18 protein-coding genes are annotated in these 14,274 nt (G+C 39.4%); 3 read left to right on the top strand and 15 right to left on the bottom strand.

Annotation, left to right across the window (positions count from 1 at the left end):
* Positions 1–17: 17 nt before the first annotated feature.
* The 9 genes from IE867_RS04625 to IE867_RS04585 all read right to left on the bottom strand — a co-directional run bounded on the left by IE867_RS04625 (position 18) and on the right by IE867_RS04585 (position 5,986).
* The gene (locus IE867_RS04625; RefSeq protein WP_192483603.1) at positions 18–554 is read right to left on the bottom strand and encodes a F0F1 ATP synthase subunit delta; all 537 of its coding nucleotides are present in this window, start codon (positions 552–554) and stop codon (positions 18–20) included.
* Positions 555–565: 11 nt separating this feature from the next.
* Entirely contained in the window at positions 566–1,036 is a 471-nt protein-coding gene (locus tag IE867_RS04620; protein WP_192483602.1) for a F0F1 ATP synthase subunit B, read from the bottom strand.
* A gap of 38 nt (positions 1,037–1,074) precedes the next feature.
* A complete protein-coding gene (locus tag IE867_RS04615; RefSeq protein ID WP_117002281.1) occupies positions 1,075–1,380 on the bottom strand; it encodes a F0F1 ATP synthase subunit B in 306 nt (101 codons plus the stop codon).
* A 91-nt stretch (positions 1,381–1,471) separates the two neighbouring features.
* Positions 1,472–2,257 (bottom strand): F0F1 ATP synthase subunit A, encoded by a 786-nt coding sequence (gene atpB / locus IE867_RS04610; RefSeq protein WP_192483601.1) that lies wholly within the window; start codon positions 2,255–2,257, stop codon positions 1,472–1,474.
* Positions 2,258–2,284: 27 nt separating this feature from the next.
* Positions 2,285–2,662 (bottom strand): ATP synthase subunit I, encoded by a 378-nt coding sequence (locus IE867_RS04605; protein ID WP_192483600.1) that lies wholly within the window; start codon positions 2,660–2,662, stop codon positions 2,285–2,287.
* A gap of 116 nt (positions 2,663–2,778) precedes the next feature.
* Positions 2,779–2,988, bottom strand: a complete 210-nt coding sequence (locus tag IE867_RS04600; RefSeq protein ID WP_192483599.1) for a hypothetical protein — start codon at positions 2,986–2,988, stop codon at positions 2,779–2,781.
* A 78-nt stretch (positions 2,989–3,066) separates the two neighbouring features.
* Positions 3,067–4,482 carry a glutamate--tRNA ligase gene (gene gltX / locus IE867_RS04595; protein WP_192483598.1) on the bottom strand — a complete coding sequence of 472 codons (1,416 nt, stop codon included), beginning with the start codon at positions 4,480–4,482 and terminating at the stop codon, positions 3,067–3,069.
* A 92-nt stretch (positions 4,483–4,574) separates the two neighbouring features.
* Entirely contained in the window at positions 4,575–5,015 is a 441-nt protein-coding gene (locus tag IE867_RS04590; RefSeq protein ID WP_192483597.1) for an NfeD family protein, read from the bottom strand.
* A gap of 20 nt (positions 5,016–5,035) precedes the next feature.
* The gene (locus IE867_RS04585; protein ID WP_192483596.1) at positions 5,036–5,986 is read right to left on the bottom strand and encodes an SPFH domain-containing protein; all 951 of its coding nucleotides are present in this window, start codon (positions 5,984–5,986) and stop codon (positions 5,036–5,038) included.
* A 136-nt stretch (positions 5,987–6,122) separates the two neighbouring features.
* On the opposite strand from IE867_RS04585, the gene IE867_RS04580 reads away from it, so the two are divergent.
* From IE867_RS04580 to IE867_RS04570, 3 genes are read left to right on the top strand one after another with little or no spacing between them, the layout of a single operon-like run.
* On the top strand, positions 6,123–6,836 hold the full coding sequence (locus IE867_RS04580; protein ID WP_192483595.1) for a response regulator transcription factor: 714 nt from the start codon (positions 6,123–6,125) through the stop codon (positions 6,834–6,836).
* Positions 6,837–6,840: 4 nt separating this feature from the next.
* The gene (locus IE867_RS04575) at positions 6,841–8,094 is read left to right on the top strand and encodes a HAMP domain-containing sensor histidine kinase (RefSeq protein ID WP_192483594.1); all 1,254 of its coding nucleotides are present in this window, start codon (positions 6,841–6,843) and stop codon (positions 8,092–8,094) included.
* Positions 8,075–9,205, top strand: coding sequence for a hypothetical protein (locus tag IE867_RS04570; protein ID WP_192483593.1), 1,131 nt, complete (start codon positions 8,075–8,077; stop codon positions 9,203–9,205). The genes IE867_RS04575 and IE867_RS04570 overlap by 20 nt, the downstream gene beginning before the upstream one ends.
* 26 nt (positions 9,206–9,231) lie before the next feature.
* On the opposite strand, the gene ybgF is transcribed toward IE867_RS04570, so the two are convergent.
* The 6 genes from ybgF to tolQ are packed head-to-tail and all read right to left on the bottom strand — an operon-like array spanning position 9,232 to position 14,204.
* Complete coding sequence (ybgF, locus tag IE867_RS04565) at positions 9,232–9,951, bottom strand: tol-pal system protein YbgF (protein WP_192483592.1); 720 nt, start codon at positions 9,949–9,951, stop codon at positions 9,232–9,234.
* A gap of 5 nt (positions 9,952–9,956) precedes the next feature.
* Positions 9,957–10,613 (bottom strand): OmpA family protein, encoded by a 657-nt coding sequence (locus tag IE867_RS04560; protein ID WP_192483591.1) that lies wholly within the window; start codon positions 10,611–10,613, stop codon positions 9,957–9,959.
* Between the two features lie 60 nt (positions 10,614–10,673).
* Complete coding sequence (gene tolB, locus IE867_RS04555; protein WP_192483590.1) at positions 10,674–11,996, bottom strand: Tol-Pal system beta propeller repeat protein TolB; 1,323 nt, start codon at positions 11,994–11,996, stop codon at positions 10,674–10,676.
* A 5-nt stretch (positions 11,997–12,001) separates the two neighbouring features.
* Positions 12,002–13,066 carry a cell envelope integrity protein TolA gene (gene tolA, locus IE867_RS04550; RefSeq protein ID WP_192483589.1) on the bottom strand — a complete coding sequence of 355 codons (1,065 nt, stop codon included), beginning with the start codon at positions 13,064–13,066 and terminating at the stop codon, positions 12,002–12,004.
* A gap of 11 nt (positions 13,067–13,077) precedes the next feature.
* Positions 13,078–13,509, bottom strand: coding sequence for a protein TolR (gene tolR, locus IE867_RS04545; protein ID WP_192483588.1), 432 nt, complete (start codon positions 13,507–13,509; stop codon positions 13,078–13,080).
* Positions 13,509–14,204 (bottom strand): protein TolQ, encoded by a 696-nt coding sequence (tolQ, locus tag IE867_RS04540; protein WP_192483587.1) that lies wholly within the window; start codon positions 14,202–14,204, stop codon positions 13,509–13,511. Before tolQ ends, tolR begins: the two co-directional genes overlap by 1 nt.
* Positions 14,205–14,274 lie beyond the last annotated feature (70 nt).

The following is a 14,274-nucleotide window of genomic DNA, read 5'->3' as shown; positions in this document are numbered from 1 at the left end:
ATTCCTATTAATCTTGTTTAAGCTTGTAGCTCGTGCTGTAATTTTTGAAGCTTGCCTTTGATTGAGCCATCGATAACATGGTCCCCAATCTCAATTGTTGCTCCACCAATTAAACTCGCATCAACTGCCACGTCAATTTCAATTGCGCACTGATATTTTTGCTCAAGTTTTGTTTTTAATTTTTGAATTTCTGCATCAGAAGTTTCAAATGCTGTCGTGATCTTGGCTTTTTTTGCTTTCTCATCTTCAGCTTTATGCAATAAAAACAACTTATAAATCGTTGGTATCACTGTCAAACGATTATGCTCTGCAGCCAGTTTGACAAAGTTTTTACCATGCTCATCAAGCACGTCTTTTAAGACATCAAATATCAATACGGATACATCTGACTGAGAATAGGCAGGATTATCAAGCAACAATGCAACCTGATTATCTGTCACACATTCTGACAGATTAAGTAGCATATTATTCCAGTTTGCAACGGCATTATGTGCTTTAGCATACTCGTAAGCAGCTTGCGCATAAGGTCTTGCAATCGGCGTTAAGTCTGCCATGATCTTACCTCTTAAAGTTCAGCTGCCATTTCTTCCAATAAATGATTATTGGTCGTCATATCAATGTTTTTACCAATAAGCTTTTCAGCACCAGCAACTGCAATACCTACGACTTCTTTGCGTAGCTTTTGCTTCATTGCAATCATATGTGCTTCAGCTTCATCATTAGCCGCTTTACGAATACGATCTGCATCAACACGTGCTGCTTCTTTGGCTTCTTCATCGATTTGCATCGCACGCATATTCGCTTGCTCAATAATTTTAGTCGCTTGCGCTTTTGCTTCATGAATTAGCTCTTGTGCTTTTCTTTTAGCAACTTCTAGCTCTTTTTCCGCGCGATCAGCGGAAGCCAAGCCATCAGCGATCTTTGCACGACGCTCATCCATCGCCTTTTTCAACGGTGGCCAAACGAACTTCATGGTAAAACCGACAAAGATGATAAAAGTGATCATCTGGCCGATTAGGGTAATATTAATATCCATGATTTCTCCTTGTGGATATGTTCAGGATTTATCGTTAATTATGCACCTAGTGCTTTTGTTGCAGCTTCTGCTAAACCGTTAATTGCTAATGGGTTTGCATATAAAACCAAGAAACCAATTGCGATTGAGATTGCCGCGAACGCATCAACGAAAGCCGCTACGATAAACATGCGCCCCAGTAACATACCGCTTAATTCAGGTTGACGTGCCACACCCTCTAGGTATTTACCACCTAACACACCAAAGCCGATCGCAGTTCCTAATGCAGGTAAAGCAATCAATAACGCAACGGCAATTGCTGTTAGACCGTTTAATTGACCTAGTACTTGTAATGACATTTCCATTTTTTTCTCCTTAGTTGGTTTTGTTTTAATTCTTAATTCTTAATTCTTAATTCTTAATTCTTAATTCTTAATTCTTAATTCTTAATTCTTATTAATGGTCATCTTGTGCAAGATTTAAATAAACCACTGTTAGCATCATAAATACAAACGCTTGAATTACGATAACTAAGATGTGGAAAATCGCCCATAATCCGCCCAATGTCCATTGAATCCACCACGGCAATAAAGCAATCAAGATAAAGATCAACTCCCCTGCAAATAAGTTACCGTACAAACGCAATGATAATGACAACGGTTTAACGACTTCATCAATAATTCTAAAGGCGATATTTAGTGGGAAAGCCCAGATACCAAATGGTGCACTTAAGATTTCTTTTAGCAAACCAAAGCCGCCTTTAGCCTTAAGGTTATAACCAATAATCAAAATAAAGACGCTCAATGATAACGCAAAGGTTAAATTAGGATCAGCCGTTGGCACGATTTTGAAATACGCATCAGGGGAGCCGCCAAACCATACGATTAAACGCCCTGCCAAATCTACCGGAATCAAATCCATAAAGTTCATCAATAATACCCATACGAAAATCGTAATCGCAAGCGGGGTAACAAAGTCACGCTTATGATGATAGGTGTCAGCTACTGCGCCATCGATCCATTCACATATCAGCTCAACCCCATTTTGGAACTTACCTGGGGTATCTGAACTTGCTTTTCTTGCTGCTAAATACATTAAGCTTAAGAAAAACACGCCCAATACAATACTGACTATAAGGGTGTCTAAGTTTAGCGTCCAGAATGAAGAATCGCCCAAGCTCACCTGCCAATGGTGAAGATGGTGTCTTACATATTCTGAAGAAGTTAAGCTTTCTCCTGCCATATCACTCTTCTCTTATTCGTTTAGGGTTTATTTTAAATGGGTTAACTTCATAAAAAGCGGCATAAACCACATTGCCAGTTGCAATACCAAAAGCCCCGCAATATACGGCAGAAACTTCGGTTGTACATAAATTGCAATTAACACAGTGCCCACAGCAACCATGACTAATTTTGCAAACTCACAGGCATATAAAATGCACACTTCTTTGAAAGGATGATATTGCGCTTTGCGCAAAAAAAGACGTAATAAAAAAACAACATTGGCTACAAACATCAAACACGAGCCTAGCAGGAAACCAACGGCATAGCTTTTACCCCATAAAAGACATAGCAAGCTCCCTAGGATCACAAGGATCATTTGGAAAGCAAAAAAGTGCCTTTTATATAGTTTTCGGTTTGCTAGCATCGTTAGATTTTATCCCTTAATTTTACGCCAAGCAGTATATAGAGCGTAAGCTATCGGCGCAAGCGAAAAGTGTTGTTTTTATGTAAAGGCTATTAACACAAGCACACGACTCTTTTCTAATGCTTTGAGTTCTGAAAAAGTGACAATAATAAGCAGATGATAAACACAATCCAAGGAATAACTATCGTGACTTCACCCAGTAAAATCGCAAGTTGTGATTTCTTCAACATCGGAAAGTAATAAGCCAAGGTCATTGCACAAACAATGGCAACTATTCCAATAAAAAGCGCATAAATAGTGATTTTATCCAGTCTTTTTACCAACATACTGTACATCTCCACCAACCCTGTTTGAGCGTTAAGTATGCCGAGCATTATTGGTTATGTCCAGTGTGTTATATCTTATTAATCAATGAAATCGATCGCTTTTTGTAAGCGTGAAATAACACGCTCTTTACCAAGCCATTTCAATGTTAATCCAATATCAGGCGAATGCCCAGAGCCGGTTACCGCAACACGCACTGGCATGCCAACTTTCCCCATACCCAGACTTAACTCGCTCGCAGCATCCTTTAATAAATGATGGAGTAGCGTCTCATCTTGCCAGCTGTTATCATCTAGCTCACTTGCTTTGTCTTTAACATATTGAAGCACACTTGCAGCAGCTTTAACCAAATGCTTAGTAGCAGCCTTTTCATCAAACTCATCAAAGTCCCGATAAAAGTACGCAGATTGCTCAGCCAACTCTTTTAACGTTTTTACTTTTTCCGCCATCACTGGAATAAGCACATCAAACGCAGGGCCATTATTAATATCTAAGCCTTGAGTTTGAAAGTGATAAGTAAGTTCTGTTGCAACTTCTTGTGTTGGCAAATGACGCATATAGTGCTGATTAAGCCAGTTTAATTTTTCTGTATTAAACGCTGAGGCCGAAGCATTAATATCATCTAGCTCAAAATATTTCAAAATTTCATCCATGCTAAAGACTTCCTGATCACCATGCGACCACCCTAAACGAATAAGATAATTAATCAGCGCTTGTGGTAAATAACCCTCTTCTTTGTATTGCATCACACTCACCGCACCATGGCGTTTAGAAAGCTTTTTGCCATCATCACCTAAAATCATTGGTACATGTGCAAATACAGGCACTTCAGCATTTAAGGCGTGATATAAATTAATCTGACGTGGTGTATTATTAACATGATCATCACCTCGCACCACATGGGTAATTTGCATATCGCTATCATCGACAACCACACAAAAATTGTATGTCGGTGCGCCATCTGAGCGCTTAATAATTAAATCATCTAGTTCACTATTGGCAATCGTGATTTCGCCTTTCACCGCATCAACCCAGCTCACCACACCTTCTTCAGGATTCTTAAAACGAATGACATGAGGCTTTGAAATATCTTGCTCACTAACATCAAGGTGGCGACAATGCCCATCATAGCGAGGCTTTTGTTTATTTGCCATTTGTGTTTCTCTTAACTGATCCAAACGCTCGCGCGAGCAATAGCAGCGATATGCTTTGCCTTCTGCTAAAAGCTCATCAATAACCTCTTGGTAACGATCAAAATGCTCAGTTTGATAGTATGGCGCACTATCGGCATGTAACCCTAACCAATCCATACCATCTAAAATTGCCTGTACAGCTTCCGGTGTTGAGCGTTCAAGATCAGTATCCTCAACACGCAGTACAAATTCGCCGTTATTTTTACGCGCATAAACCCACGAAAAAAGTGCGGTTCTTGCCCCACCAACATGCAAATACCCCGTAGGACTCGGGGCAAAACGCGTTTTTACTCTTTTAGTCACGTACTTACCTATTTACCTTAATTTATTTTATCTTTAATCAAAAAAAACGCTGACTAGTGTACTGGAAAACACCGTCTGAATAAACCATGATGTTATTGCTCTACTGAGATCTTTCTAGCAATAAAACTGGTTGATTTAACCTCTAAAATTTCAACTTCATCACCGACCTTGGCATCCTCGACCAAGACACGCCATTCAGTATCACCAATTTTTGCCTTGGCGACACCTGAGTAACTTCTTTGCGTGATCACAACAATCCTGCCGATATAACGCCCTAAACGATCATTAACATCAAGCTCGATATTGCTTTTTTGCTTGCGCTTCTTTAAAGCATAATAACCCAACAACATCGAACTTAATGCAAAAATACCAGCAAATAACAATTGCCAATTGATTGGCAGTTCAGGATAAAACCACATAATCACCCCCAGCAAAAGGGCTGATATCGCAAAAAACAAGAAAAACATCGTTAAAGTAAAAATCTCAATAATCAGCAGAACCCCCATTAAAATCCACCAATGCCAATATAACATGTTCTCTCCACCTTAATTTGTTATGCTTTAACCTGCATTGACTTTAACAACTCACTGATCCCACCAACAGAACCGATGATATTGGATGCCTCTAATGGCATCATAATCGTTTTACTATTATCCGATGACGCAATGGCACCAACGGCTTCAATATACTTTAATGCAACAAAATATTGAACTGCTTGAATATCCCCCTTAGCAATCGCATTAGAAACCGTCTCAGTGGCAACTGCTTCAGCTTGCGCTGTCCGCTCACGTGCTTCAGCTTCACGAAATTGCGCTTCTTTATAACCTTCAGCTTCTAACGCTTGTTTCATTTTTTGTGCTTCCGCGGCAAGAATCTCGGATTGTTTCTCACCTTCAGCCTTTAATATGGCAGCTTGGCGCACCCCTTCAGCTCGTAAGATTTCAGCGCGCTTTTCACGCTCTGCTTTCATCTGCTGCGCCATTGCATCTAACAAGTCACGTGGTGGTGTAATATCCTTAATCTCAACACGGACGATTTTAACACCCCATGGATCCGTTGCCTCATCTAGGACTGACAATAGCTTGGCATTCATAAAGTCACGATTCGATAACATCTCATCCAAATCAATCCCACCTAAAACCGTACGGATGTTTGTCATGATTAGGTTCTCCAATGCTAAAGGTAAGTCATTGATCACATAGGTGACCTTTTTAGCATCAAGCACCTGAAAGAACGCAACACCATCAACTTGGACACTGGCATTATCACGACTGATCACCTCCTGCTGTCTGACATTGAGCACTGTCTCTTTTAAGCTCACGCGACTACGCACGCGATCGATCAATGGGAAAATGATATTTAATCCCGGATGCAAGGTTTTATAGTAGCGTCCAAAGCGCTCCACTACAAACTCCGATGCCTGCGGTACTACTTTAACTGAGGCAAAAACAAATACAATCGCTAAAACAATAATCACGATAGGAATCAATGAGTGAAGTGCCATTTTTAATACTCCTGTAAATCGATATTTCACTTAAGAGAGTGTAGTCATTTTCACTTGATTTTCCAAGCATTTGTAAGTAAATCACCTTGATTTGTTTTACAACCATAAAAAACCATCTACACTAAAGATCATAATCATGTACGATATATGTTTGTTTATGGATACTATTGCAATTATTGATGATGAACGCGACATTCGCGAAGGTCTTGCCAGCTACCTTCAGCAGCACCACTTTGATACTGCAGTGTTTGAAGATGGCCTAACCTTTTTAGATGATTTTCAAAAACGTGATTTCTCCTTGGTGATACTTGATGTGATGATGCCTAAAATCGATGGTCTTGAGGTCTGCCGTGAGCTAAGAAAAAAATCTGGCATACCTGTGATCTTCTTATCGGCAGCTGGAGAAGCATTTGATCGCATTTTAGGACTTGAAGTTGGCGCGGATGATTATATTAGCAAACCCTTTAATCCACGTGAGGTGCTTGTGCGTGTCAAAACAGTCTTGCGCCGTCGTGGCAATACGAGTAATAGTACACATGGTGCGATTGAAACAAATGATTGGGTGATTTCCCCCAATAAGCCCACATTGACCTACCCTAATGGTGAAGAGATCAAGTTTACACCGGCTGTTTATGAGCTCTTTGAGTATTTATATCAGCATAAGGGTGAAGCTGTTTCGCGTGAGCAAACCTTTGAAGCACTCTTAAAACGTCCCTTTGAAGAGTTCGATCGCACGATTGATATTCGCATTAGTCGCCTACGCAAAATGCTTGATAATAACCCTCAAGATGGTACAAGCTATATACAGACGATTAAAGGCTCTGGCTACTTATTTGATTTAAAAGACTAAAGATATGAATATTAACCTTCGTAAAGTCATCCGTAGTCAAAAGAAGGCTTTTCATATCGGCATAAGCTGTGCATTTTTTTTGATTTTATTACAATTTATCACTTCAAGTTATTATGTTTATTCTGGGATCAACTTTCAGCGTTCAGCCGAGATTAAAAACTATGACCCAGCAAAACAAAACGACATATCAACCTTAAATTTATTCGACCTTGCCAATATTGATGGTAATGAAGATAACTATATCCATGATCGCTTTGCTTTTTATTCTACTTTTCCTTCATGTACCTCGCTAGGAATCAGTCAACTTTTAACCAAAGTTGAAAAGCCAATTCATAAATGTGAAAGTTTCTTAAATAGCAACGGTACTTGGCTTAATGTGGTTTATTATTCAAAATTCCAACTTAACACGCCTGTAAGTATCGTCTTTGGCGTCGTTGTTGCTGTATTGTTTTTATTTATCTTGTTGTTCCTTATTCAGATCAAATGGAGCATTCCTTTTTTTGAGTTTCAGCGTTTTGCGCAAGACATGGGACTACGGCTTGAAGCCACCCCTATCCAGATGAAACACGGCATTTTCGCCAAAGAAACGGCTGACACTTTTAACTTTATGCAAGACCGCATTAACCACGTATTAACTTATCAAAATAAGCTACTTGCAATGACCTGCCATGATATTAGAACGCCATTGGCACGTATTCAAGGACGCCGCTTACAAGATCAAAGTGAGCTTTCTCTTAAGGATCAGCGTGATATTCATGAAATCAATCATATGCTTGATGATCTTGTGCTTTTCTCTAAAGAAAACTGGCTAAGTGGCATTCAATTTGAACAAACTAATATTTGTGATTTTTTTGATGATTTGATTGCCGAGTACATCGAGAACAATAAAAGCGTACGTCTTATCAATCAAATGGATGATGATTTAGAACTTGATCTTAAGCGACCTGCATTTAAGCGCGCGATTAATAACATTATAAACAATGGACTAAAGCATGGCTCCGAGGTAATCATCCGCTTACAAACTCATTTACAAGAATCTGCCAAACCAAAATTAGCCATTAATATTCTTGATAATGGTCCTGGTATTCCAGAAAACGAAATAAATAATATATTTACCCCTTTTTACACCGGATCTTCTACAAAAAAAGGAAATGGTTTGGGACTGTCCATTACCAAAGAAATTATTGATATTCATCAAGGAAAATTAGAGGTTAGCAATGCTAAAGATGGAGGACTTAATGTTCAGATTATCATCTAGAGTTTGGCAGATTAATGTATTGTTGCTGCTTTGTTGTTTTATCTCTTCAGGTGTTGCTTTTACCTTATACTCTGCTTTTATCATTCAAAAAGTTGCCTTAAATGATGTGTATTACAACAGTCGACTGTACACATCTACCTATCATTTTTTGCTCGTAAGCTTATTTTCAATCGGCTTTTTTTTGCTGCCCTTTCTCAATATCTTTTCAAGAAGATTTGATCACAAACGCCTATTAGTTATTTGCCTTGTATTACAATTTATTTCGATACTGATACTTTATCATCACTTGAATTTTATGAGTCTTTTGTTTTCTGCTGTATCCATGTCATTGGCCAATATTATCTTTGTTGTTATTATTTTAAATTTATGGGCAGCAGCCCCTACGCAATATCGTTTTTTTATCATCTCAATCACTTATGCGATTAAAACGGTAATCCTCACTCTCTTCTTCAATGCCACCTACAGCTATAACCACGCCATTGATAGTCCTTATTTTCTATTGTTTTGCGCCATGTTAATTACTCTTAGCGCTGTTAGCTTACTGTTTTGCAACTTAAATATTCGATATAAGACGACATATCACAGTTATACGGATCATTTATTTATTAATATCTTTTATCTTATGCGCCATTCTCGCGTCTTTTTCAAAACAGCAGCAATTGCCATTGTTATCACCGTAGTATTTATTTACCTAGATAAAATGAAGTTCCAAGCACTTGCAAACTACAGTGACCACTTAACACCTGATCTATTTCTACAAACTGCTCCCATCAACCTCTTACTGGCAACGATTATTTGCTATATCGCTAGCGTCAAGAAGCTTAAAACTCAGCTTGCTATTTTGCTTATTGTGATCTTTTGTGTGAGTTCCATTATACTGTTAACGATGCTGCATTTAAGCAGTGATACGAGCATTAATTTATTCTTTAGCTCTCTGTTTATTACTGACCAAACCATAGCCTTTCTTGCTTATGCTTTTATTATTGGCATTTGTATCGATAAATTACTCAATGAGTTCAAACGCAGCCAACTATTTGCCTTTAGCGTCTTTTATGTATTAACCGGGGTTATGGTATGGACTGTACTTCAGGTCTTAAATACAGTATTTTAATACGAATGACTATATAATGTATATGCTTACTTTAATTTACCAAGCTGTGCTTTTGCTTTGTCTGCCACATCCGCATGTGGATATTTGTCAACAACGCGTTGTAAATAGGTTTTGGCAGTCTTCATGTTACCTTTGCTTAATTCCAATAATGCCAAGGCATAAGTCGCATCAGCAATTTTAATGCTTTTTGGATAACGAGTCACAATTGTTTTGAACTGTGTATAAGCATCATTAATATCACCATTAATAAGATATATTTGACCAAGTAGATACAACGACTCTGAGTAGTGCTCCCCATTATAATATGCTTTGAGATACTTTTTAAACAAACCTTCTGCATCTTTATAGTTCTTGGCTAATAGCGCCTTGTTTGCCTTATCAAAGGCTGCATTATCTTGTTGCAACTTAAGCTCTTTGGGCGATGGTTTATTCACTTCAGCCTTTAAGCTTTCAAGCTCTTTTTCAAACGCTGCAAGCTTCGTTGATACCACATCATTTAGTTGGCTTATTTTATAACTATTCACCTCAATCTTGCCGCGCAAATCATCTAATGTCTGACTAAAGTTTTGATTCTTTGCATTAGCTTGTTGATTTATCAAATATTGCACCTGATTATTCAACTTAGTTGTTTGCAATTGCAATGCTTGGATATCTGATTCAACACTTGCAAAGTTGACACTAGGCAGGAGAGTAATTGCCAATATGCTCATACCAAGAGTTTTGGTTTTCTTAAATCTAAGAAACATATGCATTAACCACAAGTTTGTCCAAAGTCAAGCTCAGCACGTCGATCCAAATAATAGGCATGCTGCTGTGCTTTGGCTTTTGTCATCTCACCATAGAACTGTGAAGGCGCTGCCACAGGTTGCGATTTGCCATAGCTTACCGTACATAACTGATTGCCATTAACCCCTTGTTGCAACAAATATTGACGCACGCTATCCGCACGACGTTGACCAAGATTTAGGTTATATTTCTCGCTTCCTCTTGGGTCAGTATGCCCTGCCAAGCGCAGTGGCTGGTTATATTCCAACAAATAACTCGCCACTTGATTTAGACATGTTTTGGCATCATTAGTTAATGCCGTGCTATCAAAGGCAAAGTAAACTATCTTGCATGAGCTCATACTATTTAACGCAGCAATCATTGCTTGTTGTTGTGTTGGCGTATATTGTCCAATATTGGCAATTTGGCTTTGTAAATCTGCAATACTCTGACTATCTAAACTACCTGCTTGTCCTAAAGCATTCATCTCTACACCACTGCCATGCGCTGACATGCCCGCACTGCCCTCAGGACCAATACCTTCAATCGGTGCTTGGCGTTGTGAAGCACATCCTGCGATCAATAATACTGACAAAACGCCTGCTGCTGCCAGTGAAGTCGACTTTTTAATTCTTAATTTCATTGTATTTCCTTAAGCTTTTCATTATTTCTTTATTCGATTTGTCTTTTATAAATCACACCATTAAACAGCCGGTGACCATGCCGGTGATTGAATGGCGCCTTGTGTGTTAGATGGTAAGCTAATTTGAACCTTGCCGTCAATCGACACCATCGCCAGATTCGCACCTCCTGAAGGTTGACCTTGTGCATATATAACCATATTGCCATCTGGTGATACACTCGGTGATGAATCCATTGAGCCATGCGTTAACACCGTAAGTTTCTTATCTCTTAAATCGACCTTGGCAATCTGCGTACCTGAACCACTGTCTTTTTGATACATAAACACAATACTTTGACCATTTGGCGTATATTGCGGATCAAACGCCTGTTTTGCACCATACGTTAAGCGCTCTGAGGATGGATATTTGCTATTAATAGCTGTTGTATAAATCTGTGGATTACCACCACGATTTGAGACAAAAGCAATCTCTTTGCCTGTTGGCGAGAAAGCTGGCGCGGTATTAATACCGTTTAAAGTCAATTTCTTATACAACTTATCATTATTTAAATTCATTAAGTAAATATTGGTATTCTCAGAGTAACCTTGAGATAGCGCCATTGCCAAAGTTGTGCCATTCGGTGAAAATGCGGGCGAGCTATTGATCCCTTGATAATTCGCAACTTTCTTACGCTCACCGCTATACACACCAATCGTATAAATTGCCATGCCACCCTTGTGATAGCTCACATAGGCAAGATATTTACCATCTTTCGACCATGTCGGTGACATAATTGGTTCTTTGGTTTGACGTAACAACACATGCGGATTAAAGCCATCATAGTCAGACACCACAAGCTGATAAACGGCCCTTTTTGCATTATAAGGATTCTCAACGTCAACATAAGCTAATTTTGAGGTAAAATAACCTTTGCTGCCGGTAATCGCCTCATAAATATAATTACTAATGGTATGGGCTAATAGTCGCAATTGACTTTCTTGAAGGTTAGTAAACTTACGCGCACTTAATACCTTACCACTGAGCTTACTGGCTAACTCATAGGTGATATTATAATGCCCATTGTTTTTATCAATCTGCCCTATAAATACATAATCTGCCGACCATTTTGACCAGTTGATCTGCTGTACATTATCAATCTGTTGTGGGAAGCCCGATGTTTGTGATTCAATACGCCCAGAATTGCGAAGATCATCAGCAATAACCGCTGCAATGCCATCTGGCAGCTGACTATTTTTAATCGTTTGCCCATTAAATGGCATCACTGCCACAGGAATTTGCGAAGACACTCCCTGAGTAATATTAATGGTCAAACGCGCCTGCGCTGAGCAGGTCACTATCAATGTTAAAAAAAGCAGCCAATATATTCGTATCATGTTGCGCATATTTATTACCCTTGTTGTCCAAATTTAAAATCAATACCTTGTGCAATAAGCTCTCTTGCGCGCGCATCTTGCGGCAAGCTTGGCGCTTGTGCATTCTTAAATGCCAAGAGTAATGAGCGATCACACTGCGTACTACCGCTAGAAACTGAAATCGTGGGATTACTCCCTGGAGTAACCATCACTGTTGGTAAATGATCTGCACTTATTTTGCGACAGTCATCCATTATCCACACCGCTTCAATTCGCGCCTTATAAGCACTAGCGTAGTCTTGCAGTGCTTTCTCTGTTGCATTTTGCGCATGAGCCTCCGCACTTTGCGCATTTAAATCATTTAAAGCAGATTGCCTTAAGGCATCTAACGCGGCTTTACGCGCTGCAGCTGCCTTTGCTTCTCTTGCTGCTTTTTCTGCTTTTTCCTTTTCCTCAGCTTGTGCTTTCAATGCAGCTTCTTTTGCCTCTTTTTCTGCTTGAGCTTTCTTGGCTTGGGCTAATTTTTGAGCCTCTTGTTGCGCTTTTAACTCTTTTTCCTGTTTTTCCTGTTTTTCTTTTTCTACTAAAGCTTTTTGCTTTTGCACTTCTTTAGCACGCGCCTCTGCCTCTGCTTTTAACTTAGCTTCTGCTAATGCTTTTTGTCTGGCAGCTTCTGCCGCTTTCAATTGCTCTTGACGCTTGATCTCAGCAGCATGTGCTTTTGCAATCTTCTCTTCAATCGCTCTGATCTTTTGCTGACGTTGTTGTTCTTTAGCAAGCTTTTCTTGTTTTAGTTGTTGCTGCCTTTGATCAAATCGAGCCACTTGCTGATCGACACTTTCACTGGAAATCGCCGTTGCCTGAACAATCTCTTTACTATTCAAAGTCACAACAGTACGACCTCCTGCAAAATTAAGCGTGTTCTTTTTTGTCTGCAAAACACTGGCTATGATAATTAAGCCAATCACTAATGCCACATGCAGCAAAATAGAATAGCAAAAGCTCAAACGCTCAGGCGTTGCCGTTGCAGCCACATAAAGCCGCTTAATACATGCCTTTAGCTGATTAAACTTGTTTGATTGCTTCGACTTATTGGTCATAAATACGTCGCTTACTCTTTAGGATCATCAGTAACCAATCCGACACTCGCCACACCTGCTTTTTGTAGCAACACCATCGCTTCAACCACTTGGCCATAGCTTGCATTTTTATCACCACGCACATAGATCTGCTTGTTTTTATCTTGCGCTAAAGTCGTGCCCACTAACTCACTTAACTGACTTGCCGTTAATGCATTTCGCTCTTCATTGCGATTTATAAAATATTGCCCTTGTTGATTAACTGTCACAATCAATGGTTTTTGATCAGAAGGTGGGATTTTCTTGGCTTGTGCTTGTGGTAAATCAACCTTGACACCTTGGGTTAACATCGGTGCCGTAATCATAAAAATGATTAACAACACTAACATGACATCGATATACGGAACGACATTAATCTCAACCATGGCCTTACGTTTGGTGCGACGCGAGTTTCTTCGACGCATTATGCTTCCTCGCTTATCTCAGATTTATACGCTTCACGATAAAGCAAAGTACATAACTCATCTTGAAAGTTTTCATACTCAAGCAAAACCCCATCGACCAAGCGTGAATAACGGTTATAACCAACCACTGCAGGAATTGCTACAAATAGCCCCAAAGCCGTGGCAATAAGTGCTTCAGCAATATGTGGCGCCACCATCGATAAAGTCGCTTGTTCAACGCCGCCCAAGGCGGTAAACGATGCCATAATACCCCACACAGTTCCTAACAGACCAACATAAGGTGCAATTGAGCCAATCGTGCCTAACAATGAAATCTGATGCTCAAGCTTCTCACTTTCTTGCATCATTGCTACACGCATCGAGCGTTCAACACCTTCTAAGACAACATCACCATGCAATGCTCCTTGTTTACGTAAACGCATAAACTCACGAAAACCGCAGCTAAAAAGATACGATAATCCTTGGTTTTTGTGTTTATTATGTTGTAACTCTTGATAGACTTTATTGATATTGCCACTTGACCAAAAGCGCTTAGCAAAAGCTCTTGCTTCGGTTTTGGCAGACTTTAACACCTGATAACGCTGAATCATAATCGCCCACGACCAGATAGAGCCTACAATTAAGATTAAGATAATTAACTGCACAACGATGTCAGCATTTAACACCAAATGCCAAAAAGACAAATTATTGGACACACAAGATCCTTTCAAACTTAAGTAAAATAGGTGCTTTATTGTATTATGATTACATAAATTACCAAAGGAA

Source organism: Cysteiniphilum marinum (assembly GCF_014857925.1).
Taxonomy (GTDB): domain Bacteria; phylum Pseudomonadota; class Gammaproteobacteria; order Francisellales; family Francisellaceae; genus Caedibacter; species Caedibacter marinus.
Note: the sequence above shows the minus strand (reverse complement) of the source record. Positions and strands in the feature narration are given on the sequence as shown.

What these genes read in the sequence shown, in the direction of transcription:
- IE867_RS04625 (WP_192483603.1), bottom strand. Translation starts at nt 554, where the DNA reads ATGGCAGACTTAACGCCGATTGCAAGACCTTATGCGCAAGCTGCTTAC.
- IE867_RS04620 (WP_192483602.1), bottom strand. Translation starts at nt 1,036, where the DNA reads ATGGATATTAATATTACCCTAATCGGCCAGATGATCACTTTTATCATC.
- IE867_RS04615 (WP_117002281.1), bottom strand. Translation starts at nt 1,380, where the DNA reads ATGGAAATGTCATTACAAGTACTAGGTCAATTAAACGGTCTAACAGCA.
- atpB (WP_192483601.1), bottom strand. Translation starts at nt 2,257, where the DNA reads ATGGCAGGAGAAAGCTTAACTTCTTCAGAATATGTAAGACACCATCTT.
- IE867_RS04605 (WP_192483600.1), bottom strand. Translation starts at nt 2,662, where the DNA reads ATGCTAGCAAACCGAAAACTATATAAAAGGCACTTTTTTGCTTTCCAA.
- IE867_RS04600 (WP_192483599.1), bottom strand. Translation starts at nt 2,988, where the DNA reads ATGTTGGTAAAAAGACTGGATAAAATCACTATTTATGCGCTTTTTATT.
- IE867_RS04590 (WP_192483597.1), bottom strand. Translation starts at nt 5,015, where the DNA reads ATGTTATATTGGCATTGGTGGATTTTAATGGGGGTTCTGCTGATTATT.
- IE867_RS04585 (WP_192483596.1), bottom strand. Translation starts at nt 5,986, where the DNA reads ATGGCACTTCACTCATTGATTCCTATCGTGATTATTGTTTTAGCGATT.
- IE867_RS04580 (WP_192483595.1), top strand. Translation starts at nt 6,123, where the DNA reads ATGTACGATATATGTTTGTTTATGGATACTATTGCAATTATTGATGAT.
- IE867_RS04575 (WP_192483594.1), top strand. Translation starts at nt 6,841, where the DNA reads ATGAATATTAACCTTCGTAAAGTCATCCGTAGTCAAAAGAAGGCTTTT.
- IE867_RS04570 (WP_192483593.1), top strand. Translation starts at nt 8,075, where the DNA reads ATGTTCAGATTATCATCTAGAGTTTGGCAGATTAATGTATTGTTGCTG.
- ybgF (WP_192483592.1), bottom strand. Translation starts at nt 9,951, where the DNA reads ATGTTTCTTAGATTTAAGAAAACCAAAACTCTTGGTATGAGCATATTG.
- IE867_RS04560 (WP_192483591.1), bottom strand. Translation starts at nt 10,613, where the DNA reads ATGAAATTAAGAATTAAAAAGTCGACTTCACTGGCAGCAGCAGGCGTT.
- tolB (WP_192483590.1), bottom strand. Translation starts at nt 11,996, where the DNA reads ATGCGCAACATGATACGAATATATTGGCTGCTTTTTTTAACATTGATA.
- tolA (WP_192483589.1), bottom strand. Translation starts at nt 13,066, where the DNA reads ATGACCAATAAGTCGAAGCAATCAAACAAGTTTAATCAGCTAAAGGCA.
- tolR (WP_192483588.1), bottom strand. Translation starts at nt 13,509, where the DNA reads ATGCGTCGAAGAAACTCGCGTCGCACCAAACGTAAGGCCATGGTTGAG.